Annotated in this window: 22 protein-coding genes; 3 read left to right on the top strand and 19 right to left on the bottom strand. The window is 59.0% G+C overall.

The annotated features are described in order from the left end of the window. Positions 1-136: 136 nt before the first annotated feature. The 8 genes from AC1D2Q_RS05110 to AC1D2Q_RS05075 form a co-directional block, all read right to left on the bottom strand. Positions 137-1,027 carry an ABC transporter permease subunit gene (locus tag AC1D2Q_RS05110; protein WP_018928638.1) on the bottom strand — a complete coding sequence of 297 codons (891 nt, stop codon included), beginning with the start codon at positions 1,025-1,027 and terminating at the stop codon, positions 137-139. Continuing rightward, positions 1,024-1,905 (bottom strand): ABC transporter permease subunit, encoded by an 882-nt coding sequence (locus AC1D2Q_RS05105; protein WP_172901220.1) that lies wholly within the window; start codon positions 1,903-1,905, stop codon positions 1,024-1,026. Before AC1D2Q_RS05105 ends, AC1D2Q_RS05110 begins: the two co-directional genes overlap by 4 nt. Before the next feature lie 35 nt (positions 1,906-1,940). After that, positions 1,941-3,083, bottom strand: a complete 1,143-nt coding sequence (locus tag AC1D2Q_RS05100; protein ID WP_253417723.1) for an ABC transporter ATP-binding protein — start codon at positions 3,081-3,083, stop codon at positions 1,941-1,943. A 61-nt stretch (positions 3,084-3,144) separates the two neighbouring features. Next, the gene (locus AC1D2Q_RS05095; RefSeq protein WP_477812445.1) at positions 3,145-4,242 is read right to left on the bottom strand and encodes a polyamine ABC transporter substrate-binding protein; all 1,098 of its coding nucleotides are present in this window, start codon (positions 4,240-4,242) and stop codon (positions 3,145-3,147) included. Between the two features lie 238 nt (positions 4,243-4,480). Continuing rightward, positions 4,481-5,575 (bottom strand): polyamine ABC transporter substrate-binding protein, encoded by a 1,095-nt coding sequence (locus AC1D2Q_RS05090; RefSeq protein WP_477812463.1) that lies wholly within the window; start codon positions 5,573-5,575, stop codon positions 4,481-4,483. A gap of 182 nt (positions 5,576-5,757) precedes the next feature. Beyond that, positions 5,758-7,122 (bottom strand): aspartate aminotransferase family protein, encoded by a 1,365-nt coding sequence (locus AC1D2Q_RS05085; RefSeq protein WP_477812444.1) that lies wholly within the window; start codon positions 7,120-7,122, stop codon positions 5,758-5,760. 73 nt (positions 7,123-7,195) lie between these two features. Further along, complete coding sequence (locus AC1D2Q_RS05080) at positions 7,196-8,554, bottom strand: glutamine synthetase family protein (protein ID WP_477812443.1); 1,359 nt, start codon at positions 8,552-8,554, stop codon at positions 7,196-7,198. A gap of 38 nt (positions 8,555-8,592) precedes the next feature. Beyond that, on the bottom strand, positions 8,593-9,369 hold the full coding sequence (locus AC1D2Q_RS05075) for a gamma-glutamyl-gamma-aminobutyrate hydrolase family protein (protein ID WP_477812442.1): 777 nt from the start codon (positions 9,367-9,369) through the stop codon (positions 8,593-8,595). Between the two features lie 278 nt (positions 9,370-9,647). Here AC1D2Q_RS05075 and AC1D2Q_RS05070 point away from each other — a divergent pair, with 278 nt between their 5' ends. Further along, complete coding sequence (locus AC1D2Q_RS05070; protein WP_477812441.1) at positions 9,648-11,024, top strand: glutamine synthetase family protein; 1,377 nt, start codon at positions 9,648-9,650, stop codon at positions 11,022-11,024. Between the two features lie 279 nt (positions 11,025-11,303). Then, on the top strand, positions 11,304-11,939 hold the full coding sequence (locus AC1D2Q_RS05065; RefSeq protein WP_018928629.1) for a TetR/AcrR family transcriptional regulator: 636 nt from the start codon (positions 11,304-11,306) through the stop codon (positions 11,937-11,939). Between the two features lie 95 nt (positions 11,940-12,034). Here the strand turns inward: AC1D2Q_RS05065 and AC1D2Q_RS05060 are convergent, their stop codons facing one another. The 11 genes from AC1D2Q_RS05060 to argE all read right to left on the bottom strand — a co-directional run bounded on the left by AC1D2Q_RS05060 (position 12,035) and on the right by argE (position 24,347). Then, positions 12,035-12,250 carry a TOBE domain-containing protein gene (locus AC1D2Q_RS05060; protein ID WP_003229256.1) on the bottom strand — a complete coding sequence of 72 codons (216 nt, stop codon included), beginning with the start codon at positions 12,248-12,250 and terminating at the stop codon, positions 12,035-12,037. Positions 12,251-12,284: 34 nt separating this feature from the next. Continuing rightward, on the bottom strand, positions 12,285-13,091 hold the full coding sequence (ssuB, locus tag AC1D2Q_RS05055) for an aliphatic sulfonates ABC transporter ATP-binding protein (protein WP_477812440.1): 807 nt from the start codon (positions 13,089-13,091) through the stop codon (positions 12,285-12,287). Beyond that, positions 13,088-13,870: an aliphatic sulfonate ABC transporter permease SsuC gene (ssuC, locus tag AC1D2Q_RS05050; protein WP_477812439.1), complete on the bottom strand. Its 783-nt coding sequence runs from the start codon at positions 13,868-13,870 to the stop codon at positions 13,088-13,090. Before ssuC ends, ssuB begins: the two co-directional genes overlap by 4 nt. 9 nt (positions 13,871-13,879) lie before the next feature. Beyond that, positions 13,880-15,028 (bottom strand): FMNH2-dependent alkanesulfonate monooxygenase, encoded by a 1,149-nt coding sequence (gene ssuD, locus AC1D2Q_RS05045; RefSeq protein ID WP_007939251.1) that lies wholly within the window; start codon positions 15,026-15,028, stop codon positions 13,880-13,882. 25 nt (positions 15,029-15,053) lie between these two features. After that, on the bottom strand, positions 15,054-16,019 hold the full coding sequence (locus AC1D2Q_RS05040) for a sulfonate ABC transporter substrate-binding protein (protein ID WP_477812438.1): 966 nt from the start codon (positions 16,017-16,019) through the stop codon (positions 15,054-15,056). A gap of 101 nt (positions 16,020-16,120) precedes the next feature. Continuing rightward, entirely contained in the window at positions 16,121-16,714 is a 594-nt protein-coding gene (gene ssuE / locus AC1D2Q_RS05035; protein WP_477812437.1) for an NADPH-dependent FMN reductase, read from the bottom strand. Between the two features lie 239 nt (positions 16,715-16,953). Continuing rightward, positions 16,954-17,592, bottom strand: a complete 639-nt coding sequence (locus AC1D2Q_RS05030) for a peroxiredoxin (protein ID WP_096479397.1) — start codon at positions 17,590-17,592, stop codon at positions 16,954-16,956. Positions 17,593-17,883: 291 nt separating this feature from the next. Further along, positions 17,884-19,251, bottom strand: coding sequence for an OprD family porin (locus AC1D2Q_RS05025; RefSeq protein ID WP_477812436.1), 1,368 nt, complete (start codon positions 19,249-19,251; stop codon positions 17,884-17,886). 394 nt (positions 19,252-19,645) lie between these two features. Beyond that, positions 19,646-20,986: an OprD family outer membrane porin gene (locus AC1D2Q_RS05020; protein ID WP_477812435.1), complete on the bottom strand. Its 1,341-nt coding sequence runs from the start codon at positions 20,984-20,986 to the stop codon at positions 19,646-19,648. A 768-nt stretch (positions 20,987-21,754) separates the two neighbouring features. Further along, positions 21,755-23,053 carry an amino-acid N-acetyltransferase gene (gene argA / locus AC1D2Q_RS05015; RefSeq protein WP_028939113.1) on the bottom strand — a complete coding sequence of 433 codons (1,299 nt, stop codon included), beginning with the start codon at positions 23,051-23,053 and terminating at the stop codon, positions 21,755-21,757. 136 nt (positions 23,054-23,189) lie between these two features. Next, positions 23,190-24,347: an acetylornithine deacetylase gene (gene argE / locus AC1D2Q_RS05010; protein ID WP_477812434.1), complete on the bottom strand. Its 1,158-nt coding sequence runs from the start codon at positions 24,345-24,347 to the stop codon at positions 23,190-23,192. A 177-nt stretch (positions 24,348-24,524) separates the two neighbouring features. On the opposite strand from argE, the gene AC1D2Q_RS05005 reads away from it, so the two are divergent. Continuing rightward, a complete protein-coding gene (locus tag AC1D2Q_RS05005; RefSeq protein ID WP_477812433.1) occupies positions 24,525-25,892 on the top strand; it encodes a CYTH domain-containing protein in 1,368 nt (455 codons plus the stop codon). The last annotated feature ends 27 nt before the right edge of the window (positions 25,893-25,919 follow it).

The following is a 25,919-nucleotide window of genomic DNA, read 5'->3' as shown; positions in this document are numbered from 1 at the left end:
GCTGGCCGGGCTGACGCCTTCGCCGCAAAATTCTGGGCCATAAAGTCAAAAGATCGCAGCCTGCGGCAGCTCCTACGGGATTCACATTCCACTGTAAGAGCTGCCGCAGGTTGCGATCTTTTGATCTGCAGCAGTTTTAAGCCGCTTCCGGTGCCTGCGCCCGACGTACGTCCGGTTGCTTCCAGGAGTCGGCAGCCGCTTCCTCGATGGCTTGCTGGATCGCACGCTTGCGGCTTTCTTCGGCGCGACGGCTGAAGAACCAGACCAGGAAGGTCACCAGCGACACCGCCAGCAGAATCAGGCTGGCCACGGCGTTGATCTCAGGCTTCACGCCCAGGCGCACCGCCGAGAACACTTCCATCGGCAGGGTCGTGGAGCCTGGCCCCGACACAAAGCTCGCCAACACCAAATCATCCAGCGACAAGGCGAACGACATCATGCCGCCGGCCGCCAGTGACGGCGCGATCATCGGGATGGTGATCAGGAAGAACACTTTCCATGGCCGCGCACCGAGGTCCATGGCCGCTTCTTCGATCGACAGGTCCAGCTCACGCAAGCGCGCCGACACCACCACCGCCACATAGGCTGCACAGAATGTGGTGTGAGCGATCCAGATGGTGACGATGCCGCGCTCCTGCGGCCAGCCGATCATCTGCGCCATGGCCACGAACAGCAGCAACAGCGACAGACCGGTGATCACTTCCGGCATCACCAGCGGTGCGGTGACCAAACCGCCAAACAGTGTGCGGCCCTTGAAGCGGGTGATGCGGGTCAGCACGAACGCCGCCAAAGTGCCGAGTGCCACTGCGGCAATCGCCGTGTAGCAGGCGATTTCCAGCGAGCGCACCACCGAGCCCATCAGTTGCGTGTTGTCGAGCAGGCCGACGTACCACTTCACCGACCAGCCGCCCCACACCGTCACCAGTTTCGAGGCGTTGAACGAGTAGATCACCAGAATCAGCATTGGCGCGTAGATGAACAGCAGACCCAGCACCAGCATCAGGTTCGAGAAACGGAAGCGCTTCATTCTTTACCCTCCATTTCCTTGGCCTGACTACGGTTGAACAGGATGATCGGCACAATCAGGATTGCCAGCATCACCACCGCCAGGGCAGACGCCACCGGCCAGTCGCGGTTGTTGAAGAACTCTTGCCAGAGCACCTTGCCGATCATCAGGGTTTCCGGACCGCCGAGCAGTTCCGGGATCACGAACTCCCCCACCACCGGGATGAACACCAGCATGCAGCCTGCGATAATTCCGTTTTTCGACAGCGGCACGGTGATCTTCCAGAAGCTGTTGAAGTTGCTCGAACCCAGGTCCGATGCGGCTTCCAGCAGGCTGTGATCGTGTTTCACCAGGTTGGCGTAGAGCGGCAGGATCATGAACGGCAGATAGGAGTAAACCACCCCGATATAGACTGCCAGGTTGGTATTGAGGATCTGCAGCGGCTCGTCGATCCAGCCCATGCTCATCAGGAAACCGTTGAGCAGACCGTTGTTGCTGAGGATGCCCATCCACGCGTACACGCGGATCAGGATCGCGGTCCAGGTCGGCATCATGATCAGCAGCACCAGCACCGTTTGCAGCTCTTTGCGGGCGGTGGCAATGCCATAGGCCATCGGGTAGCCGATCAGCAGGCAGAGGATGGTGCTGAACAGCGCCATCTTCAGCGAGCCGAGGTAAGCGGCGATGTACAACTCGTCATCGCCCAGCATCGCGTAGTTGGCCAGGTTGAGCAGCACCTGCAGTTTCTGGTCAACGAAGGTGTAGATCTCGGTGTACGGCGGAATGGCCACGTCGGCTTCAGCGAAGCTGATCTTCAGGACGATGAAGAACGGCAGCATGAAGAACATGAACAGCCAGATGAACGGAACCCCGATGACCAGCTGACGGCCACCGGGAATTATTCGATTGAGCCGGCGTTTGAGTTTGCGCATGTTCATGAGCGAAGTACCACGCCGCTGTCGTCTTCCCACCACACGTAAACCTGGTCACCCCAGGTCGGGCGCTGGCCACGGCGCTCGGCGTTGGCGACGAAGGACTGCACCAGCTTGCCGCTCGGCAGTTCGACGTAGAACACCGAATGGCCGCCGAGGTAGGCGATGTCGTGCACCTTGCCGCTGGACCAGTTGTGTTCGCAGGTCGGCATGTCGGCCGTCACCAGCAGTTTTTCCGGACGGATCGCATAGGTAACGGACTTGTCCTGCACCGAGGTGCTGATGCCGTGACCCACGTAAATGTTGCGGTCCAGATCCTTGCAGGTGATCAGTGCATGGCCCTCGGCGTCATCCACCACTTCGCCTTCGAAGATGTTGACGTTGCCGATGAATTCGCAGACCAGCCGGCTGGTCGGGGTTTCGTAGATATCGATCGGGCTGCCGATCTGGGCGATCCAGCCCAGGTGCATGATCGCGATGCGCTCGGCCATGGTCATGGCCTCTTCCTGGTCGTGGGTCACCATGACGCAGGTTACGCCGACCCGCTCGATGATCTCGACCAGTTCCAGCTGCATCTGCGAGCGCAGCTTCTTGTCCAGCGCGCCCATCGGCTCGTCGAGCAACAACAGCTTCGGCCGCTTGGCCAACGAACGCGCCAGGGCCACGCGCTGACGCTGACCACCGGACAACTGATGCGGTTTGCGCTTGGCGTACTCGCTCATCTGCACCAGCTTGAGCATTTCGGCCACGCGGGCATCGACCTCGGCCGTCGGGATCTTGTCCTGCTTGAGGCCGAAGGCGATGTTCTGCGCCACGGTCATGTGCGGGAACAAGGCGTAGGACTGGAACATCATGTTGATCGGCCGCTCGTACGGCGGCATGTCAGTGATGTCTACGCCATCGAGGAAAATGCGCCCCTCCGTGGGCCGTTCGAAACCTGCCAGCATCCGCAGCAAGGTGGATTTGCCCGAACCCGAGCCGCCGAGCAAGGCGAAGATTTCGCCTTTCTTGATTTCCAGGGACACGTCGTCCACGGCAATCGTCTCGTCGAACTTTTTGGTGACCCGGTCGATTTTGACCAACACCTGTTTAGGTGATTGGTCGCCCTCGAGGGCTTTCTTATAGGCGCCGGAGGCAACTGCCATTTACGAAACTCCCAACAGAATTTGCAGTTCGCTCAATGTGGCGAACCTGGATAGTTTGACGCTATTTGCCCGACTTGACCTTGGTCCAGCTGCGCGTCATCAAACGTTGAATGTTCGGCGGTAACTCGATGGACACGTACATCTTGTCGAGGACCGCTTGCGGCGGATAAACCGACGCGTCAGTGCGTATGGATTGTTCCATCAGTTTGTCCGACCCAGGGTTTGGGTTGGCGTAGCCCACGGCATCGCTGACCTTGGCGATCACCTCAGGCTTGAGCAAATAGTTGATGAAGGCGTGGGCTTCCTTGACGTTGGCCGCATCCTTGGGGATCGCCAGCATGTCGAACCAGAGCGCGCCGCCCTCTTTTGGAATCGAGTAGGCGATGTTCATGCCTTTACCGGCTTCAGCCGCGCGTGCCTTGGCCTGGAAAATGTCGCCGGAAAAACCGATCGCAACGCAGATATCGCCGTTGGCCAGGTCCGCGATGTATTTGGATGAGTGGAAGTACGTCACATAAGGTCGCACCGCCAGCAATTTAGCCTCGGCCTTTTTGTAGTCTTCGGGGTTGGTGCTATTGGCGTTCAGGCCCATGTAGTTAAGGACCGTGGGCATCATTTCATCGGCGGAGTCGAGGAACGCGACGCCGCAGCTGTGCAGTTTCTTGATGTTTTGCGGCTCGAACACCACATCCCAGGAATCGATCTTGTCGAGGCCCAGCACAGCCTTGATCTTGTCGACGTTGTAACCGATGCCATTGGTGCCCCACAGATACGGCACGGCATATTGGTTACCCGGATCGTTCTGCTCCAGGCGCTTGAGCAACACCGGGTCGAGGTTGGAATAGTTGCCTAGCTTAGACTTGTCGAGCTTCTGGAAAGCACCGGCCTTGATCTGCTTGCCAAGGAAATGGTTGGACGGCACGACCACGTCGTAACCGGTACGCCCGGCCAGCAATTTGCCTTCCAGGGTTTCGTTGGAATCGAATACGTCGTAAATCGGCTTGATACCGGCGTCTTTCTGGAAGTCGGCCAGAGTGGTCTCACCGATGTAGTCCGACCAGTTATAAATATGCACCGTGCCGGTGGCCTGGGCACTGACGGCAAGCGTCAGTCCGGCGCCGACCAGCAGGACATTGCGCAACAAAGAAAAAACAGGCAAGTGGAGGTCCTCTAAAATTAGTTGGGCCCAAGTTGCCCCGCGCTACATGACAGCCATGGCTGCCTGACAACAAAACCGGCGCGCAACTTACCCTCGAAAAACCGTTCCAGCAAACTTTATGAAGATCCTGTAGCAGCTGCCGCAGGCTGCGTTCAACTGCGAAGCCGTTGTGCTGTCGAAAAGCGGAGGTCCTTCGGACCTCAACGCAGCCTTCGGCAGCTGCTACAAGGTTTATTACTTATTTACCGGACTTGATCTTGGTCCAGCTGCGGGTCAGCTCACGCTGGGTGGCGGCTGGCAAATCAGCGATCGCATACAGCTTGGCCTGTACTTCAGGAGTCGGATAGATGCCCGGATCCGATGTGATGTCCTTGCTCACATACTGGGTGGCTTCAGCATTACCGTTAGGGAAACGCACGGCGTTGGTAATGTCAGCCATTACTTTCGGTTGCAGCAGGTAGTTCATGAACTTGTAGGCGCCCTCGACGTTTTCCGCATCCTTGGGGATTGCGACCATGTCGTAGAAGCTGCCCGCGCCTTCTTTTGGAATGGCGTAGCTGACTTTCACCTTGTCACCGGCTTCGGCAGCGCGGGACTTGGCTTGCTGGACGTCACCCGAATAGCCGACGGCTACGCAGATGTTGCCGTTGGCCAGGTCCGAGATGTACTTCGATGAGTGGAAGTAGGTGATCGAAGGACGAATCTTGAGGAACAGATCCTCGGCTTTCTTGATGTCTTCTTTCTTCTGGCTGTCGGTTGGCAGACCCAGGTAATGCAGGGCGACCGGCAGCATTTCGGTAGGCGAATCCAGGAAGCTCACACCGCAGCTCTTGAGCTTGGCGATGTTCTCCGGCTTGAGCAGGGTGTCCCAGGAATCGATCGTGTCGACGCCCAGTGCTGCCTTGACCTTCTCGGGGTTGTAACCGATCCCGATCGAGCCCCACATGTAAGGGAAGGCGTGTTTGTTGTCCGGGTCGCTGACGGAAACCGCTTTAAGCAGTGATTTGTTCAGGTTGCCGTAGTTGGACAACTTGGACTTGTCCAGCTCCCGGTAAACACCGGCCTTGATTTGCTTGGCGAGGAAGTTGTTCGACGGTACGACAACGTCGTAACCGGACTTGCCTGCCAGCAACTTGGCTTCCAGGGTTTCGTTGCTGTCGAATACGTCGTACACCACCTTGATCCCGGACTCTTTCTCGAAGTTCGCGATGGTGTCCGGTGCGATGTAATCGGACCAGTTGTACACGTGCAGCACTTTATCGTCGGCCTGAACGGCGCCCGCCATCACGCCCATCAGGGACATGGCGAGGAGGGTCTTGCCAGTTATCTTCATACCTAATGCCTTCATGGGTAATGCTCCAGTTTTTCTTTTTAACCACGTGCTCAGCAGCCTGTTACAGGGCATCCGAACAACCGTTAGTCTGGCAAGATCCAAGGCAGGCTTTCAAGGAAAGCCCCATCCTTTGTTTGCACTGAGCGAAGTGCAGACATTGCACCTCGCTCAGAGCCTAGCACTTAGCCCTGCAACGCACTCAGGGTCAGGTCCAGGCACTTGCGCGCCTTGGTCACCAACTCGTCGATTTCAGCCGGTGTGATCACCAGTGGCGGAGCAATGATCATGGTGTCGCCAACGGCGCGCATGATCAGGCCGTTGTCAAAGCAGAACTGCCGACAGATCATGCCGACGCCCTTGCCTTCGTATCGTTTGCGAGTGGCCTTGTCCTGAACCAGCTCGATAGCCCCCAACAGACCGACCCCGCGCACTTCCCCCACCAACGGATGATCGTTCAGTTCCCGTAGACGCTTCTGCAAATAAGGTGCCGTTTCTGTCCGCACGTGCTCGACAATTTTTTCATCGCGCAGGATGCGGATGTTTTCCAGCGCCACCGCAGCGGCCACCGGGTGCCCGGAATAGGTGAAACCGTGGTTGAAATCACCACCTTCGTTGAGCACCTCGACCACATCGTCGTGCACGATCAGGCCACCCATCGGGATGTAGCCGGACGTCAGACCTTTGGCGATGGTCATCATGTGAGGCTTGAGGTCGTAGAAATCGGTACCGAACCACTCACCGGTACGACCGAAACCGCAGATCACCTCGTCGGCCACGAACAGGATGTCGTACTTGGCGAGGATTTCCTTGATGCGCGGCCAGTAGCTGTCTGGCGGAATGATCACGCCGCCGGCGCCCTGGATCGGCTCGGCAATGAAGGCACCGACGTTGTCGACGCCGATTTCCAGAATCTTCTCTTCCAGCTGATTGGCCGCCCAGATACCGAACTCTTGCGGCGTCATGTCACCGCCTTCGCCGAACCAGTACGGCTGGGCGATGTGGACAATGCCCGGGATCGGCAAGTCGCCCTGCTCGTGCATATAGGTCATGCCACCCAGGCTCGCGCCGGCCACGGTGGAGCCGTGATAGCCGTTCTTGCGACTGATGATGACTTTCTTCTTCGGCTGGCCCTTGATCGCCCAGTAGTGGCGAACCATCCGCAGCATGGTGTCGTTGCCTTCGGAACCGGAACCGGTGAAGAACACATGATTCATGCCTTCAGGCGCGATGTCGGCGATGACCTTGGCCAGCTCCAGCACCGGCGGGTGAGCGGTCTGGAAGAACAGGTTGTAATAAGGCAGTTCGCGCATTTGCTTGGCGGCGGCATCGGCCAGCTCATCGCGACCATAGCCGATCGCGACGCACCACAGACCAGCCATGCCGTCGAGGATCTTGTTGCCTTCGCTGTCCCACAGATAAACACCCTTGGCATTGGTGATGATCCGCGGGCCTTTCTCTTTCAGCTGCTTGAAGTCGCTGAACGGGGCCAGGTGGTGATCGTTGCTCAGGGTTTGCCATGCACGGGTTTGCGGGTTGTTGCTGGTCATGCGAATTCTCCTTGGATTGCAGTGACGGCGCGACGTCAGAGGGCAATCACGCCCCCTTGTCGCGCCCGGCGCATCAGACGGCGAAGAGCAGGAACTCCCGCTCCCACGAACTGATCACGCGCTTGAAGTTTTCATGCTCGGCCCGCTTGACCGCGACGTAGCCTGTGATGAATTTCTTGCCCAGATACTTTTCGATGGTCTTGCTGTTTTCCATGCGATCGAGCGCGTCTTCGATGGTTAACGGCAGGCGCAGATTGCGCCGCTCGTAACCACGTCCCACCACCGGGGCACTCGGGTTATGCCCTTCGAGCATGCCGATCAGGCCGCACAACAGGCTGGCGGCGATGGCCAGGTAAGGGTTGGCGTCGGCACCCGGCAGACGGTTTTCCACCCGACGGTTCTGCGGCCCGGCATCCGGAACCCGCAGGCCTACGGTGCGGTTCTCTTCGCCCCACTCCACGTTCACCGGTGCCGAGGTATCCGGCAGGAAGCGGCGGAACGAATTGACGTTGGGCGCGAACAGCGGCAGCAACTCAGGGATGAATTTCTGCAAACCGCCGATGTGATGGAGGAACAGCTGGCTCATGGTCCCGTCTTCATTGGAGAAGACGTTTTTGCCGGTTTCGATGTCGATGATGCTCTGGTGCAAATGCATGGCACTGCCCGGCTCGCCGGTCATGGGTTTGGCCATGAAAGTCGCGGCCACATTGTGCTTGAGCGCGGCTTCACGCATGGTGCGCTTGAACACCAGAATCTGGTCGGCCAGGGACAGGGCATCGCCATGACGGAAGTTGATTTCCATCTGCGCGGTGCCGTCCTCGTGGATCAGCGTGTCGAGGTCCAGCTCCTGCAGTTCGCACCAGTCGTAGACGTCTTCGAACAACGGGTCGAATTCGTTCGCCGCTTCAATGGAGAACGACTGGCGACCGGTTTCCGGACGACCGGAACGGCCAATCGGCGGTTGCAACGGGTAGTCCGGGTCATCACTGCGCTTGGTGAGGTAGAACTCCATTTCCGGCGCCACGATCGGCTGCCAGCCGTGGTCGGCATAGAGTTTCAGCACCTTCTTGAGCACGTTGCGCGGCGACAGCTCGATCGGATTGCCCTGCTTGTCGTAGGTGTCGTGGATCACGATGGCGGTGGGCTCGATGGCCCAGGGCACCAGGAACACGGCGTTCTGGTCGGGGCGGCAGATCATGTCGATGTCGGCCGGGTCGAGCAGTTCGTAATAGATGTCGTCTTCGACATAGTCGCCGGTCACGGTCTGCAACAGAACGCTTTCGGGCAGGCGCATGCCTTTTTCGGCGATGAACTTGTTGGTCGGCGAGATCTTGCCCCGGGTGATGCCGGTCAGGTCGCCAATCATGCATTCGACTTCTGTGATCTTGTGGTCTTTCAACCAATCGGTGAGCTGGTCGAGGTTGTTACCCATAAATGCCTCTTAGGCTTGAGTTTCCTGACTTTTATAAGTCAGGCGTCGTTTGACGCATCGGCGTCGCGTTGTAATGCGTGCTTGCGGCAGGCATCGCCAAATGCCTGGAAAATCGCAAGGTAGTCAGGATTCAAGCTTACCTGCCATTCGGGATGCCATTGCACGCCCAAAGCAAAAGCCTTGCCTCCGATCACAGAGACCGCTTCGATCAGCCCATCGGGCGCCACAGCTTCCACACGAAGGCCCGGCGCCAGCCGCTCGACGCCCTGACCATGAATCGAGTTGACTTGAATGTCGCTCGCCAGGCCCAGCCCCGCAAGTACACCACCCGGCTGGACGTGCACCGGGTGACTGGGGGCGTACTGCCCTTCGAGCGGCAGGCTGTCATCTTCACGGTGGTCCATGAAGGGACCGGCCTCGTGGACCTTCTGATGCAGGCTGCCACCGAACGCCACATTCATTTCCTGGAAGCCGCGGCAGATACCGAGCACGGGAACGCCGGCCTCGACAGCGGCGCGGATCAGCGGGAGAGTGGTGGCATCGCGTGCAGAATCATGGGCAGTACCTGGCGCGCTGGCCGGGCCGCTATAGTGAAACGGTTCTATATTAGAAGGAGAGCCTGTAAAGAGAATGCCGTCCAGGGCGTCCAGAATATCGGACGGCGCCAGTCGATCCGCCAGGGATGGAAGAATCAACGGCAGGCCTTTGGCAGCTGAAGCCACGGCGCGTACGTATTTGTCGCCACTGATGTGATAAGCATGCAGACCGATCTGCTTTGAGCAGGCGGTGACGCCGATTAACGGCAGGCGAGACATGAAACACCCCGGTATTATTGCTGTTATGGGTTTGAATCGAGCTTAGCCTTGTTCATTTTTTTACACAACACCCCCGTAAAAAATACAACACGGCCCGCTCAAGCCCGCGGGCGCCAAGACGTCATAAGACAGAAATACGCCCCAAAGTGCCTCAAAAAAGCCTTGCGAGCGCTTTTTTAGGGCAAAAAAGGCCTCGCTTGACTTCGGCATGCCGTTCGGGTTGACTGGAATCTGAAAAGATCAATGATTGATATTTTTAACAACAAAGGTGTTGCATCATGTCGGTACCCCCGCGTGCCGTTCAGCTTAACGAAGCGAACGCGTTCCTTAAGGAACATCCTGAGGTTCTGTACGTTGACCTTCTGATTGCGGATATGAATGGTGTGGTGCGCGGCAAGCGCATCGAACGCACCAGCCTCCACAAGGTTTACGAGAAAGGCATCAACCTGCCGGCCTCTCTATTTGCTCTGGATATCAATGGCTCGACGGTGGAAAGCACCGGCCTGGGCCTGGACATCGGCGATGCTGACCGAATCTGCTATCCAATCCCCGACACCCTGTGCAATGAGCCCTGGCAGAAGCGCCCGACCGCGCAACTGCTGATGACCATGCACGAACTCGAAGGTGACCCATTTTTCGCCGATCCACGCGAAGTCCTGCGTCAGGTCGTTTCCAAGTTTGACGAGATGGGGCTGACCATCTGCGCCGCGTTCGAACTGGAGTTCTACCTGATCGACCAGGAAAACGTGAACGGTCGCCCGCAACCGCCACGCTCGCCGATCTCCGGCAAACGCCCGCATTCGACCCAGGTCTACCTGATCGACGACCTCGACGAATACGTCGACTGCCTCCAGGACATTCTGGAAGGTGCGAAAGAGCAAGGCATTCCTGCCGACGCGATCGTCAAGGAAAGTGCCCCGGCGCAGTTCGAAGTGAACCTGCACCACGTGGCCGACCCGATCAAGGCCTGCGACTATGCGGTCCTGCTCAAGCGCCTGATCAAAAACATCGCCTACGACCATGAGATGGACACCACCTTCATGGCCAAGCCTTATCCAGGCCAGGCGGGTAATGGTCTGCACGTCCACATCTCGATTCTTGATAAAGATGGCAAAAACATTTTTGCCAGCGAGGATCCCGAGCAGAACGCCGCACTGCGTCACGCGATCGGCGGTGTGCTCGAGACCCTGCCGGCGCAGATGGCTTTCCTCTGCCCGAACGTCAACTCCTACCGTCGTTTCGGCGCACAGTTCTACGTGCCGAACTCGCCGTGCTGGGGTCTGGACAACCGCACCGTGGCGATCCGCGTACCGACCGGTTCCTCCGATGCCGTGCGCATTGAACACCGTGTGGCGGGTGCCGATGCCAACCCGTACCTGCTGATGGCCTCGGTCCTGGCCGGCGTGCACCACGGTCTGGTCAACAAGATCGAGCCGGGCGCGCCCGTGGAAGGCAACAGCTACGAGCAGAACGAGCAAAGCCTGCCGAACAACCTGCGCGATGCACTGCGCGAGCTGGACGACAGCGAAGTCATGGCCAAGTACATCGATCCGAAATACATCGATATCTTCGTCGCCTGTAAAGAGAGCGAGCTGGAGGAGTTCGAACACTCCATCTCCGACCTCGAATACAACTGGTACCTGCATACCGTGTAAGCGGTTGCCGTAAAAACAACGCCGCCGGCTTTAACGTCTGCGGCGTTTTTTTATGGTCGACATCAAACCTGTGGCGAGGGAGCTTGCTCCCGCTGGACCGGGCTGGCGCTCCAGGCCGAAGGACTCCCTTTAACCGGCGACACGGTCCTGCCAGGCACACCGCATTGACCGGTTTGGGGGCCGCTTCGCGACCCAACGGGAGCAAGCTCCCTCGCCACAGAAGATATGGAACATCTGCTCGCTCTGCGTACAATGCCTGCTGCCCTGCAGGAGACTTCAATGACCCGACTCGCCACCCCACGCAAACCCCGCGCACGCAGCCAGGCCCGGATCGATTCGATACTCGATGCCGCCCGCACGCTGCTGGCCGCCGAGGGCGTGGCCAGTCTGTCGATCTACAGCGTCGCTGAACGCGCAGAGATCCCGCCCTCCTCCGTCTACCACTTTTTCGCCAGCGTCCCAGCCCTGCTCGAAGCCCTGACCGCCGACGTCCACGCCGCGTTCCGTGCTTGCCTGCAAGCGCCCATCGACCACCACGCCCTTAACGGCTGGCGCGATTTGTCGCGACTGGTGGAACAACGCATGCTCGACATCTACGACGAAGACGCCGCTGCCCGCCAGTTGATCCTCGCCCAGCACGGCCTGACCGAAGTCACCCAGGCTGACCGCCAGCACGACATCGAACTCGGCGACCTGATGCACAAACTGTTCGACCACCACTTCGAACTGCCAAGGCTGCCGACAGACGTCGATGTGTTTGCCCTGGCCATGGAGCTGGGGGATCGAGTGTATGCGCGCTCGGTGCAGCAGCACGGGCAAATCACACCGCGCATGGCTGAGGAAGGGATGCGGGTGTTTGATGCCTACCTTGGGCTGTATTTACCGCCGTACCTGCCCAAGCGCGTAGCGCTTTAAAAGATCGCGGCCTTCGAATACACCACCACCACAACTGCACGCATAAAAAACCCCGAAGGGCTCACACCCTCCGGGGTTGTTGTTGGCGCACGCACTTACAACTTGGCGATCGACACCTCGGTGGATTTCACAAACGCGATCACTTCGCTGCCGACCACCAGTTCCAGCTCTTTCACCGAGCGCGTGGTAATCACCGAAGTGACGATGCCGGAGGCAGTCTGCACGTCGATTTCCGAGAGGACGTCGCCGAGCACGATTTCCTTGATCGAGCCTTTGAACTGGTTACGAACGTTGATGGCTTTGATAGTCATGATGTTGATTCCTGTCGTTGGATGAATCTTTAAGTTATTGAGCCCAGCGCAATTGCGTGGGCAATGGTGAAACAGGTTCCGGTTCCGGCGGTTGGCCGGGTACCGACAGCACGCGGTTGAGCACTTCGGTTTCCAGCGCCGCCAGCCGATGGGAGCCGCGAACCCGAGGGCGCGGCAATTCCACTGCCAGGTCGAGGCCGACTTCGCCCTCTTCAATCAGAATCACCCGATCGGCAATCGCCACCGCCTCACTGACGTCGTGGGTCACCAGCAACACGGTGAAACCGTGCTTCTGCCAGAGCCGTTCAATCAGTTGCTGCATTTCAATACGGGTCAGGGCATCCAGTGCCCCCAGCGGTTCGTCGAGTAACAGCAGGCGCGGTTGATGGATCAGCGCGCGGGCCAGGGCCACTCGTTGCTTCTGGCCACCGGACAGCGCCGCCGGCCATTCGTTGGCGCGGTCCGCCAGGCCGACCGACTCCAACGCTTCCAGTGCTTGCGGCCGCCAGTTGCCCTTGAGCCCGAGGCCGACGTTGTCGATGACCTTCTTCCACGGCAGCAACCGCGCTTCCTGGAACATCAGCCGGGTGTCTTCCCGGGCATCACTCAGCGGTGCGGAACCGGCGAACAACTCGCCAGCCGTGGGCTTGTCGAGACCGGCGAGCAAGCGCAGCAAGGTGCTTTTGCCGCAACCGCTGCGCCCGACCACCGCCACAAACTGCCCGGCAGGAATGTGCAGGTCGATTTCACGCAGCACTTGCCGCGAACCGAAGGTCTTTTGCAGCTTGCGCACTGCCAGCGGAATTCCGCGCAGCAGGCGTGGAGGCTGTTGAGCCGTCATGCGGCACCTCCCTTGGCAACCTGATAGGCCGGATGCCAGCGCAGCCACACGCGTTCAAGTCCACGGGCTGCGAGATCAGCGAGTTTGCCGAGCACGGCATACAAAAGAATCGCCAGCACTACCACGTCGGTCTGCAAGAACTCCCGGGCATTCATCGCCAGGTAGCCGATGCCGGCGCTGGCGGAGATGGTTTCGGCGACGATCAGGGTCAGCCACATGAAGCCCAGGGCAAAACGCACGCCGACCAGAATCGAAGGCAGCGCACCCGGCAGGATCACCTGACGGAACAGGCTGAAACCGGACAGGCCGTAACTGCGGGACATTTCCACCAGCGCCGGATCGACGTTGCGGATGCCGTGGTAAGTGTTGAGGTAGATCGGGAACAACGTGCCCAACGCCACCAGGAAAATCTTCGCCGACTCATCGATGCCGAACCACAGGATCACCAGCGGAATCAGCGCCAGGTGCGGTACGTTGCGGATCATCTGCACCGAACTGTCGAGCAGGCGCTCGCCCCACTTCGACAGGCCGGTGATAAAGCCCAGCGCCAGGCCAATGCCGCCACCGATGGCGAACCCGAGTGCCGCGCGCCAGCCGCTGATAGCCAGGTGAGTCCAGATTTCACCGCTGCGGAACAGGCTCACACCGGCTTCGATCACCGCGATGGGCGCTGGCAGAATCCGCGTCGACAACCAGCCCGCCGACACCGACAACTGCCATACCGCCAGCAACAGAATCGGCAACACCCAGGGTGCGAGGCTGTGGATAGTTTTCTTCATGGCCACGCCTCAGCTCTGGGACGCAGCTTTGGGAAGAATGTCGTTGGCCACCATCTCGCCGAACGGGCTGACGTAACCGGCGCTTTTCGGCAGTTCCGGGCGCTCGATGTCCAGGTGCGGGAACAGCAACTCGGCCACCCGGTAGGATTCTTCCAGATGTGGATAACCGGAGAAGATGAACGTATCGATGCCCAGATCGGCGTATTCCTTGACCCTGGCGGCCACGGTCGGACCATCGCCGACCAGCGCCGTACCGGCCCCGCCGCGCACCAGACCGACACCGGCCCAGAGGTTGGGACTGACTTCCAGGTTGTCGCGACTACCGCCATGCAAAGCGGCCATGCGTTGCTGGCCGACCGAATCGAAACGCGCCAGAGAAGCCTGGGCGCGGGCAATGGTGTCATCGTCCAGATGAGAGATCAGTCGATCCGCCGCTTGCCACGCCTCGGCGTTGGTTTCGCGAACGATCACATGCAGGCGAATACCGAAGCGCACGGTGCGACCGAGCTTCGCGGCTTTGGCGCGAACCTGTTCGATTTTCTCGGCAACGGCGGCCGGTGGCTCACCCCAGGTCAGGACCATCTCGACCTGCTCCGCCGCCAGATCCTGCGCCGCTTCCGACGAGCCGCCGAAATACAGCGGCGGACGCGGTTGCTGGATCGGCGGATAGAGCAACTTGGCGCCCTTCACGCTGATGTGCTGGCCGTCGTAATCGACGGTTTCGCCTTCCAGTACCCGACGCCAGATGCGAGTGAATTCCACCGAAGCCTGATAGCGTTCTTCGTGACTGAGGAACAAACCGTCGCCGGCCAGTTCTTCCGGATCGCCACCGGTGACCAGGTTGAACAGCGCACGACCGCCGGACAGACGATCCAGGGTCGCGGCCTGACGCGCCGCCACCGTCGGGGAAATGATCCCGGGGCGCAGGGCGACGAGGAATTTCAAACGCTGGGTCACCGGGATCAGCGAGGCGGCCACCAGCCACGAATCTTCGCAGGAGCGACCGGTGGGAATCAGCACCCCGCCAAAACCCAGACGATCCGCCGCTTGCGCGACTTGTTGCAAGTAACCGTGGTCGACGGCGCGAGCGCCCTCGGCGGTGCCAAGGTAATGGCCGTCGCCGTGGGTAGGCAGGAACCAGAAGATATTGAGGCTCATGGAGTGGTCTCCTTGGGGAATCGAATTACTGCGCTTTGGCCACGGCCGCCGGTGGCGTCCAGATCACGTCTTTGATGCTCAAGGGCTTGGGAATCAGCTTGAGCTGGTAGAAGCTGTCGGCGATTTTCTGTTGGGCAGAGACCACCTCAGGGGTCAGGAACAGCGCGCCGTAGCCCTGGCGCTTCACCGAAGTCAGGGTGATGTCCGCCGGCAGGCCGAGCAGTGGCGAAACCTGTCGGGTTACGTCCTCGGGATTGGCCTTGGACCATTCACCGACCGCGCGCACTTCTTCCACCAGGGTTTTGATCACTTCAGGATTTTTCTGCGCGTAAGGCTTGGTCGCCAGATAGAACTGATGGTTGTCGACGAGGCCTTTGCCGTCGCGCAAAGGGCGCGCTTGCAGTTGCTGTTCGGCGGCGGCCTGGTACGGATCCCAGATCACCCAGGCATCGACACTGCCGCGCTCGAATGCGGCGCGGGCATCGGCGGGCGGCAGGAACACGGTCTGGATGTCGGTGTATTTGAGGTCGGCGTCTTCCAGCGCACGCACCAGCAGGTAGTGCACGTTGGAGCCTTTGTTGAGCACGACTTTCTTGCCCTTGAGTTCCTGCACCGATTGGATCGGCGAGCCCTTCGGCACCAGGATCGCTTCGCTGTGGGGCGCTGGCGGTTCATAAGCGACGTAGAGCAGATCGGCGCCCGCGGCCTGAGCGAAAACCGGAGGCGTTTCGCCGGTGACGCCGAAGTCGATGGAGCCGACGTTCAAGCCTTCAAGCAGTTGCGGGCCGCCGGGGAATTCCGTCCATTGCACGTCCACGCCTTGGGCGGCGAGGCGTTTTTCCAGGGTGCCTTTGGCTTTGAGCAGCACCAGGGTGCCGTACTTCTGATAGCCGATTCGCAAAGTCTCGGCTTGGGCTTGAGTAATAACGCCGAAGGACACAGCCGCAGCAAACAGAGCGACCAGACCACGACGCAAAATGACAGGGCGCATGGCGCTCTCCTTTTTGCAGTTGGGTTTTGGCTGCACCTGCTTGCCCGTTAGCGGGCCAGTAAGGCGAGTACTTCAAATTCAGATGTTGCTTGAGGGCTGGCTTAAATGCTCCAGCGAGCACTCAACAAACGTTCGTTCAACAGGTTCGGATCGAGCGGCTTGGGCCGGCGAGCCATGGCGCTGTAGAACAGCTCCAGCGATTCATTCAGTCGTTGTGCAAGCTCGGGAGCCAACTGCGCCTGGGCGCTGCCTTCGCCGTAAGCGATCTGACTGTCTACGGCGAAAATCCCGTGGAGCATTTCCTGGGCCTTCAACGCCGCCAGCACTGGCTTGAGCGCGTAATCCACCGCCAGCATGTGGGCGATGCTGCCGCCGGTCGCCATTGGCAGAACCACTTTGTGGGCCAGGGCGCGTTCGGGCAGCAAATCCAGTACGGTTTTCAACGCGCCGGAGAACGAGGCTTTGTAAACCGGTGTGGCGATGAGCAGACCGTCGGCGTTATCAATCTGTTGCAACAGATCGATCACCTTCGGGCTGTCGAAACGGGCATGCAGCAAATCTTCAGCCGGGAAGTCCCGTACCTGGTAACTCACCACTTCCACACCTTGCTCTTGCAACCAGCGTTTGGAGCGCTCCAGCAACACTCCGGAACGGGAGCGTGGGCTGGGGCTGCCACCGAGTGAGACGACCAGCATTCAGACAATTCCTTGAGCGGTGTTGGCGATTCGCAGCTTGCGATCTCGCATCGATGGAATGACCTTAACAGGTGATTTATATATCTATAAATCATATTTATTCATTTGGTTATATCTTAAGTGAATATGCTGTTTGTCTTTTTCCGGACAAAAAAACAGGCCGTCGAAACGGCCTGAAAATCCCCTGCTTTGGTAGAGATGATCGCTCCCACGCTTTGCGTGGGAACGATCTTTTGACGTTAACGATTCGGCTGGGGCGTCAGGCGCAGGTACGGTTTCACCGCGCGATAACCCTTGGGAAAACGTCGCTGGATTTCGTCTTCATCCTTGAGCGATGGCACGATCACCACCTCATCACCGTCCTGCCAGTTGGCCGGGGTGGCCACCTTATAGTTGTCGGTGAGCTGCAGCGAATCGATCACCCGCAGAATCTCATTGAAGTTACGCCCGGTACTCGCCGGGTAAGTGATGGTCAGCCGGATCTTCTTGTTCGGATCGATCACGAACAACGAGCGCACAGTCAGGGTGTCGTTTGCATTCGGATGGATCAGGTCGTAAAGGTCGGACACTTTACGGTCCGCATCGGCGAGGATCGGGAAGTTGACGATGGCGTTCTGGGTTTCGTTGATGTCCTCGATCCACTTGTGATGCGAATCCACCGGGTCCACGGACAGGGCAATGGCTTTGACGCCACGCTGGGCGAATTCATCCTTGAGCCTGGCGGTGAAGCCCAGCTCGGTGGTGCACACCGGCGTGAAGTCCGCCGGGTGGGAAAACAGCACGCCCCAGCTATCGCCCAGCCATTCATGGAAACGGACGGTGCCGGCGCTGGAATCCTGTTCGAAATCGGGGGCGATATCGCCAAGTCTGAGGCTCATGGTGCTGCTCCTGGTGAGTGCTTGTTGAGCTCAACTGTGCCTGTGTTCTTATTGAATTAAAAAGAATAAATATTGATTTATTTAGACCATAAACGAATATTAAAGATCTGTTCACTGGACCTGCCCCGCCATCGGGACGAACATCAATCCCAAGGTTCGAGAAGGCCTTGAGTTGTTGCAAAAAGGGAACTTCAAGGAGGGTTTACGGGGGTGAGCCCGCCTTGAAAACGCAAAAGCCCCGCCCGGCGTGATGCCGGGCGGGGCTTTTTTTCGTCGGTTACGCGAGCGCTATTACAACAGCGGGATCGAGTAGCTGACGATCAGACGGTTTTCGTCCTGGTCGCGCTGACCCGGAACGTCGTTGCGCCACATGGCGTTTTTCCAGGTGAGGCCCAGGTTTTTCAACGGACCTTCTTGTACTACGTACGCCAGGGTCAGGTCGCGTTCCCACTCGGAACGGCCACTACCGGATACCGGGTGAGCAGCGGTGTTGGCGATAGTGTCGATGTTGTCACCACGCAGGTAAACGATGCCGGCAGTAGCGCCTGGCAGGCCAACCTTGGCGAAGTCATACGAGTAGCGAGCTTGCCAGGTACGTTCGCCGGCACGGGCGAACTTGGCGATCTGGCTGTCGGTAATTATGTAGGCCGACGAGCCGTCACCCTGGTTCAACCAAGGGAAGTCGCTGCTGCCATTGCTGACCTGATAACCCCCGCCGAAGGTGTGACCGGCAACGGAGTACAGGAACAGGCCGCTATACAGGTTGTTGTCGACTTTACCGCGACCGGCACGGAAGCCCTGATAGTTGCCGGAGCTGAAATAAGCCGAGTCGTGACCGTTGGCACCGTCATCGGAGCTGTTGAAGTAACGCAAGTCAGACTTCAACACACCAGGACCGATCGACCAGTTGTGAACCAGGCCCAGGAAGTGTTGCTTGTAGAAGTCTTCCAGGTTGCCGTAGTAGTACTGGGCAGTCAGGTCTTTGGTGATTTTATAGTCACCGCCACCGTAGATGAACTTGTTGCTGTCACGGAAACCAGCACCGCGCGTGTTCRCACCAGCGATCGACAACTCTTCGTTGTTGCTGGAGTTACGACCCTTGGCATGCTCGATCTGACCGCCGACCAGCGTCAGGTCTTTGATTTCGTTCGAGGTGATCTGACCGCCCTGGAAGGTTTGCGGCAGCAGACGACCGTCGTTGGTCACGATCACCGGCAGTTTTGGCTGCAGGGTACCCAACTTCAATTCGGTCTGGGAAATCTTGGCTTTGGCAGTCAGGCCCAGGCTGGAGAAGTTATCAACCGCTTTACCGTTGGACTCACTTGGGAAAACAGTGCCGCCGTAAGAGGTAGGAGTTGCGCCGTTGGTGCCGCCACCCGAATCCAGACGGACGCCCAACAGGCCGATGGCATCAATACCAAAGCCAACGGTGCCTTGGGTGTAGCCCGAGGTGAAACGCAGATCGAAGCCTTGGCCCCACTCTTCGTTTTTGCTCTGAACATTGGAAGCAGTTCTAGCTGCCGAATCACGGTTATCAGTGTTGATATAGAAGTTGCGCAGCCCCAATGTGGCCTTGCTGTCTTCGATGAAACCGGCGGCGCCTGCCTGCTGCGCCAAAACCCCTACGGCCACAGCCAGGGCCAAGGTGGACTTGTTCATTGTTTCGCTCCTCTCATTTCTAATTCTGGGTTCCTGGTCCTGGGTCGAGTGCCCGGATCCAAAGATGCGCAATGAGCGCCGGGTGGTCAGGCCGCCTTGATTTTGGCCGGCATGCCAAACCAAAAAGATCTATATCTGCAATTTTAATGCGATTTAGATATATACATGCCGGAACACAAGGTATCGGCTCATGAACCAATTCCTTGACCTTCAAAATCGGGGGGCGCTGAATCTGATACTCGTGTTGCTGCCAATGAGTACCTGATGGATTCATTTTATAGACTTGGGTAAAAAACAAAAAAGAATAAATAATCAACTGAAGCTATTTTTTTTGAATATCAAAAAAAACGCAAAAAAAGCCTCGCCAACAGGCGAGGCTCTTTTCTAATGGTTATTACAGGAAGCTGTAGGTGTAGTTGAAGATCAGACGGGTCTGGTCTTGGTCAGCGGTGCTGGTATTACCGCTGTAAGTACCGTGACGCAGAGTCGTACCAAACCCTTTGAGTGGACCCGTTTGAATCACGTAGTCGATACGCGCGTCGGTCTCGTGCTCATTCAGGTCTTTACCCACGCCGTTGGTTGCCTTGATGTCTCGGCCATCCAGGTAAGCAATCGAAGCTTTCAAACCTGGCACGCCCAGTGAGGCGAAGTCATAGGAGTACTGACCGTACGTGGTGTTTTCACCGGCACGGATAAAGCTGCCCACGGTGGCGTCGGTGAACGAGTAGAAGCTGGCGCCACCAGCACCTTCTGGACGACCTTTGCTATCGATCAGGCTGCCCTGGTTCAAGAAGACAAAGCCGCCGTCATCGCTGACACGCTGATGACCAAGCAGGAACGCGCTGCCACCCAGGGTGTAGGTGAACGTCGCGCTCCAGGTCTTGTTATCGACCTCGCCTGGATTCTTGGCGTAGCCATTGTTGTTGTTGAAGCGGTAGCCGACGTCGCCGTTCTTGCCATCGGAGCTGCTGTCGAAATAACGAATATCAGTCTTGAACGACTGGTTCGGGGCGATCGGGTAGACGTGCACCAGGCCGAGGAAGTTCTGCTTGTAGTAGTCTTCCAGGTTCGCATAGTAGTACTGCAGCGTGAGGTCTTTGGTGACTTTCCAGTCAGCACCGGCGTAACGGAACTGGTTGCTGTCCTGAGTACCACCAGCCACTGCCAGGCCAGTTCTGTTGGAGGAGGCGCGACCCGACGCGTGCTCCAGTTGACCCAAGTTGAAGGTCACATTGTCAATTTCCTTCGAGGTGATGGTGCCACCGTCAAAGGTCTGCGGCAGCACACGGCTGTCGTTCGCGATCAGGATCGGCAAGTTAGGTGCCAAAGCGCCACCCAAATGTGCCTCGGTCTTAGAGAAGCGCGCCTTGACGTTGCCATCCAGACGACTCCACTCGTCGGCGGACCTGTCGCCGTCGCTCGGGAAGAAGGAGTTGCTGTTACCGAGCGGGTGATGACCCCTGCCGCCATCCAGATGGATGCCGACCAGTGCCTGGGCGTCGATACCGAAACCAACGGTACCCTGGGTGAACCCGGACAGGTAATCGAACTTGAGACCCTCAGCGGTTTCTCGCTGACGGTTTGCAGCTCTATTGTCGCCTTCACGGACATCGGCGTCGTAATACATGGTCCGGGAACTGACGGAAGCCTTGCTGTCTTCCAGGAAACCCGCGGCGCCTGCCTGCTGCGCCAAAACCCCCACGGCCACAGCCAGGGCTAAGGTGGACTTATTCATGTTTCGCTCCTCTCGTTTTCTAATTTTTGTGTTCTTTGGTCTTGGGTCGAGAGCCCTGGATCCACAGATGCGCGATTAGCGCCAGACCGTGACTACCAAGTCAATCGTAACCATGTATGTCTACGACCAAGGTCTAACGTCGAATATTGAGTCCCTGCCGGCGGCTCATCGAACCGGACATACCGGCATTGGCCCAACAGCTAATTCCTAAAGGGTATTTACCAGCCTTTTTTTATTCCCATTGGCTTTGGCACATCCCTTACGCGTCAATCCCTATCGAAAAGGCGACGCCATCATGGCTAAACGCGCACTATCTAGTCAATTTGTTACAGTTTGTGTATCGCTAATATTTTCTCTTTCCACTCAGGCGACGACGCGCACGTTCGGCTATCAAACCGGCGTCACACCCCCACCGAAGGCCCTCGAGCCGACGGCGATTCGAGAAACCATAGGCTATAAAGTCGATTGGCGTCGTTTCGATCGCGGTTCGTAAGTGGTCAGCGCCGCGCAGCAGACCGCGGTGCGTTGGCGGCACGACGAAGACGATTGGAGAGATGGCGAAGTTCTTGCGGGAGCAAGGGAAGGTAGAAACGGTGCTGCCGGATTATTCGCCGTATGTCAGCGCCAAATACGTCACTGAGTGATGATCGTTCCCACGCTCTGCGTGGGAATGCCTCTTTGGACGCTCTGCGTTCGGCTCTCGATGGAACGCGGAGCGTCCCGGGTTGCATTCCCACGCGGAGCGTGGGAACGATCACAGCCACTTAGTCAGAGGGCTTTTTCGAAGATCTTCGAATTACGCTGATAGTTGTAAAGCGACGCCCGCGCCGACGGCAGGCGATCGACGCTGCTCGGTACAAAACCCCGTTCACGGAACCAGTGGGCGGTCCGGGTGGTGAGCACGAACAGGGTTTTCAGGCCCTGAGCCCGGGCGCGGGTTTCGATGCGCTCCAGCAATTCATCACCGCGACCGCCATGGCGGTACTCCGGGTTCACCGCCAGGCACGCCAGCTCCCCCGCATCCGAATCGGCAATCTGATACAGCGCCGCGCAGGCGATAATCATTCCTTCACGCTCGACCACACTGAACTGCTCGATCTCGCGCTCCAGCACCTCGCGGGAACGGCGCACCAGAATCCCCTGCTCTTCCAGCGGGCTGATCAAGTCCAGCAAACCGCCGACGTCCTCGATGGCCGCCTCGCGTACCACCTCGAATTGCTCCTGGGCCACCAGCGTACCGCCACCGTCACGGGTGAACAGTTCGGTCAGCAGTGCGCCGTCTTCGGCGTAGCTGACGATATGACTGCGCGCCACGCCGCCCCGGCATGCCTCAGCGGCCGCATCCAGCAACTCGGCCTGATAGTTGCTGCCCAGGCGCTGCAGGTGCGCCGGCACTTGTTGCGGACGCAACTCGCGAACCAGACGACCATGTTCATCCAGCAGACCGAGTTCGGCACCGAACAGCAGCAGTTTGTCTGCACCCAGATCGATGGCCGCACGGGTCGCGACATCTTCGCAGGCGAGGTTGAAGATCTCGCCGGTCGGCGAGTAACCCAATGGCGACAACAGCACGATGGAGCGTTCGTCCAACAGACGATTGATGCCCTTGCGGTCGACCCGACGCACCTCACCGGTATGGTGATAGTCGACACCTTCGAGCACGCCGATCGGCCGCGCAGTGACCAGATTGCCGCTGGCCACCCGCAGGCGCGAGCCCTGCATCGGCGACGAGGCCATGTCCATGGACAACCGTGCTTCGATGGCGATGCGCAGTTGGCCAACCGCATCGATCACGCACTCCAGCGTCGCCGCATCGGTGATGCGCATGCCGTGGTGGTAGTGCGGGGTCAGGCCGCGAGCAGCGAGGCGGGTTTCAATCTGCGGACGTGAACCGTGAACCAGCACCAGCCGCACGCCCAGGCTGTGCAGCAGCACCAGGTCGTGGACGATATTGCCGAAGTTCGGGTGCTCCACACCGTCGCCGGGCAGCATGACGACGAAGGTGCAATCGCGGTGGGCGTTGATGTAAGGCGAAGCGTGACGAAGCCAATTGACGTATTCGGGCATGAACCTGGGCCTGTAATAAATAGCAGCCGAAAAAAAGAGTAACGCAGTAAACGCACAGCGGGCTGATGGTTATCGTCGGAACAGGCTTGGCGACACGCGCGCTCTCCTCATAAGTACGGGTAGTGACACGGGCAATTTATACGAGCGACGCCGGCGTCAGGCAGTAATGTTCGATCAGTTGACGTAATAGATGCACGGTAGGCTGCAAACGTGACATTTCGAGGTATTCCCCCGGTTGGTGGGCGCAGGCGATATCGCCGGGGCCCAAGATCAGTGTTTCACAGCCAAGGCGCTGAAGATAAGGCGCTTCTGTGCCGAACGCCACTGCTTCGGCGCGATGGCCGGTGAGCTTTTCGGCGATCCTCACCAATTCCGAGTCCTCGGCCTGCTCGAACGGCGGCACTTCGGGGAACAGCGGCGCGTAATCGATCTTCACCTGGTGCCGCTCGGCAATGGGGTTGAGCTTCTGCAAGATCGCCGCGCGCAGGGCGCTGGGATCCATGCCCGGCAGCGGACGCAGGTCAAACTCCAGGGAGCACTGGCCGCAGATGCGGTTGGGGTTATCGCCACCGTGAATGCAGCCGAAATTCATCGTCGGCTGCGGCACACTGAACTGCGGATTACGAAATTCCCGCTGCCACGCCAGACGCAAGCCGCGCAGTTCGCCGATGGCATCGTGCATGGCTTCGAGGGCGCTATGGCCCAGACTCGGGTCCGAGGAGTGACCACTCTGACCGAGGATGTCGATGCGCTCCATCATCACGCCTTTGTGCAAGCGGATTGGCTTTAGCCCTGTCGGCTCGCCAATCACCGCAGCGCGACCTAGTGGCCGCCCGGCTTCGGCCAAGGCACGCGCACCCGACATCGAGCTTTCTTCATCGCAGGTCGCAAGAATCAGCAAGGGTTGCTTGAATGGTTGGTCGAGCAAGGGTTTGACGGCTTCGATGGCCAGGGCAAAAAAGCCCTTCATGTCGCAACTGCCCAGGCCCACCCAACGGCCGTCCACTTCCGTCAGTTTCAGCGGGTCGGTCTGCCACAGCGCCGCGTCGTACGGCACCGTATCGCTGTGACCGGCCAGCACCAGGCCGCCGGGGCCTGTGCCGAAACTGGCCAGCAGGTTGAATTTGCCGGGGCTGACTTGCTGGATGTCGCAGGCAAAACCCAGCTCCCCGAGCCATGTCGCCAACAAGTCGATGACCGGCCGATTGGTTTGATCCAGGCTGGGTTGGGTACAGCTGACAGACGGCGCGGCGATCAGCGCAGCGAACTGATCTTTCATGGACGGCAAAGGCATCGCTGACTCCCAACTCCCGAATTGAAGTCCATCATAGAGCCATCCGGCGACAGGAATAAACCGTCGCGGCCGTCACCAAGCGTCAACAGACCCTACAACCCTTGAGTCCTGTACACTGCACGACCTTGGCAGCCACACATTTCCCCGGCTGCGCTCCCGATCCTGGATTTTCCGGCCATGCAGAAAGAAACCGAAATCAAACTCCGCGTCAGCCGCGAAACCCTCGCCGCCCTGCGCGAGCACCCGTTACTGAAGAAACGCAACAAAAGTGGCTGGGAACGCCGTGAGTTGATGAACCAGTACTTCGACACGCCCGAGCGCGACCTGGCCCACGCCAAGGTGGCCCTGCGCCTGCGCCGCGATGGCGAAGAAGTGATTCAGACCCTCAAGACCCGTGGCCAGAGCGTCGCCGGTCTGTCCGAGCGTCACGAGTACGACTGGCCCCTGTCCAAAGCCAAACTCGACGTAAAAAAACTCGACGGCGAATGCTGGCCCGAAGAGTTGGCCGAGCTGGACAAGAAAACCCTGAAAGCCATCTTCACCACCGATTTCGTGCGTGAACGCGCGGAAATCGCCTGGGGCCGTGGCAAGACCAAAGTGGTCATCGAAGCCGCGCTGGACCTGGGCCACGTGGTGGTCGGCAAGCAGAAAGAAGAAATCTGCGAGCTGGAACTGGAACTGCGCGAAGGCGAGCCGGCCGCGCTGCTGGAACTGGCCGCCGAACTGGCCGCGACCCTGCCACTGATGCCATGCGACATCAGCAAGGCCGAACGCGGTTATCGCCTGTTCGACGCCAACAGCTACTCGCTGAGCTTGCCGGCGCCGCAGATCACTGCCGAAATGCCACTGGACGATGCGTTCGCCGCCCTGTGCTGGCATTTGCTGGGCAGCAGCCAACGTCTGGCCGAGCAGTATCGCTTCAATGGCCACTGGCGCCTGTTGCAGGACTGGGTCGAAAACCTCGCTGAAATGCGCGCGCTGATCAGCAGCCTCGGTCAAGCCGCGCCGCGTCAGTCGACTCACGATCTGCGAGTCGCGCTGGATGCCCTGCTGGAAGACTGGCGCCCACTGGTACAAGCCGGCCTGGACGACGAAGACGTGCGCAAAGCCGCGCCGGAGCAATTCCTCGAAGAGCTGGAAGATCCGCGTTGGGGCCTGTTCTCGCTGAACACCTCGCGCTGGCTGCTGGCCCGTGCCTGGGCTGCCGATCGCAACGTCCGCGGCAATCGTCAGGGCGCCGCGCAACTGGGCAGCTGGTTGCCACGCCTGCTGGGCGAAGAAGCCAACTCGCTGCAATTACAGCGTTACCAGCAACAGCCGGAAGACCTGGCCGAGCAACTGCCGCGCATCGAGCGCATCCAGGCCTGGCTGCACCACGCCCGTAGCGTGCTGGACATCCCGGAAATGGATCGCCTGTACGGTGAGCTGAAACAGCTTGCCCTGCTAGCTAACGAGCCGATCACCGATGAGTCGCTGGATGCGCGTAAGCAGCAGGCGATTGCGGTGTATCAGAATCGTGCCTGGAAGACCTTGTTGCGTCTGTAACACCGCTAAAAGATCGCAGGCTTCGCC

The sequence above is a fragment of the Pseudomonas sp. P1_A1 genome (assembly GCF_056406935.1).
This window is presented reverse-complemented; position numbering and strand designations above follow the sequence as displayed.

Coding starts and splice junctions, on each gene's coding strand:
- AC1D2Q_RS05085 (WP_477812444.1), bottom strand. CDS start 7,122: ATGACCAGCAACAACCCGCAAACCCGTGCATGGCAAACCCTGAGCAAC.
- argA (WP_028939113.1), bottom strand. CDS start 23,053: ATGCCCGAATACGTCAATTGGCTTCGTCACGCTTCGCCTTACATCAAC.
- AC1D2Q_RS05020 (WP_477812435.1), bottom strand. CDS start 20,986: ATGAATAAGTCCACCTTAGCCCTGGCTGTGGCCGTGGGGGTTTTGGCG.
- AC1D2Q_RS05005 (WP_477812433.1), top strand. CDS start 24,525: ATGCAGAAAGAAACCGAAATCAAACTCCGCGTCAGCCGCGAAACCCTC.
- AC1D2Q_RS05080 (WP_477812443.1), bottom strand. CDS start 8,554: ATGGGTAACAACCTCGACCAGCTCACCGATTGGTTGAAAGACCACAAG.
- AC1D2Q_RS05040 (WP_477812438.1), bottom strand. CDS start 16,019: ATGCGCCCTGTCATTTTGCGTCGTGGTCTGGTCGCTCTGTTTGCTGCG.
- AC1D2Q_RS05060 (WP_003229256.1), bottom strand. CDS start 12,250: ATGACTATCAAAGCCATCAACGTTCGTAACCAGTTCAAAGGCTCGATC.
- ssuE (WP_477812437.1), bottom strand. CDS start 16,714: ATGCTGGTCGTCTCACTCGGTGGCAGCCCCAGCCCACGCTCCCGTTCC.
- ssuC (WP_477812439.1), bottom strand. CDS start 13,870: ATGAAGAAAACTATCCACAGCCTCGCACCCTGGGTGTTGCCGATTCTG.
- AC1D2Q_RS05090 (WP_477812463.1), bottom strand. CDS start 5,575: ATGAAGATAACTGGCAAGACCCTCCTCGCCATGTCCCTGATGGGCGTG.
- ssuD (WP_007939251.1), bottom strand. CDS start 15,028: ATGAGCCTCAATATCTTCTGGTTCCTGCCTACCCACGGCGACGGCCAT.
- AC1D2Q_RS05030 (WP_096479397.1), bottom strand. CDS start 17,592: ATGAGCCTCAGACTTGGCGATATCGCCCCCGATTTCGAACAGGATTCC.
- AC1D2Q_RS05075 (WP_477812442.1), bottom strand. CDS start 9,369: ATGTCTCGCCTGCCGTTAATCGGCGTCACCGCCTGCTCAAAGCAGATC.
- argE (WP_477812434.1), bottom strand. CDS start 24,347: ATGCCTTTGCCGTCCATGAAAGATCAGTTCGCTGCGCTGATCGCCGCG.
- AC1D2Q_RS05070 (WP_477812441.1), top strand. CDS start 9,648: ATGTCGGTACCCCCGCGTGCCGTTCAGCTTAACGAAGCGAACGCGTTC.
- ssuB (WP_477812440.1), bottom strand. CDS start 13,091: ATGACGGCTCAACAGCCTCCACGCCTGCTGCGCGGAATTCCGCTGGCA.
- AC1D2Q_RS05065 (WP_018928629.1), top strand. CDS start 11,304: ATGACCCGACTCGCCACCCCACGCAAACCCCGCGCACGCAGCCAGGCC.
- AC1D2Q_RS05110 (WP_018928638.1), bottom strand. CDS start 1,027: ATGAAGCGCTTCCGTTTCTCGAACCTGATGCTGGTGCTGGGTCTGCTG.
- AC1D2Q_RS05100 (WP_253417723.1), bottom strand. CDS start 3,083: ATGGCAGTTGCCTCCGGCGCCTATAAGAAAGCCCTCGAGGGCGACCAA.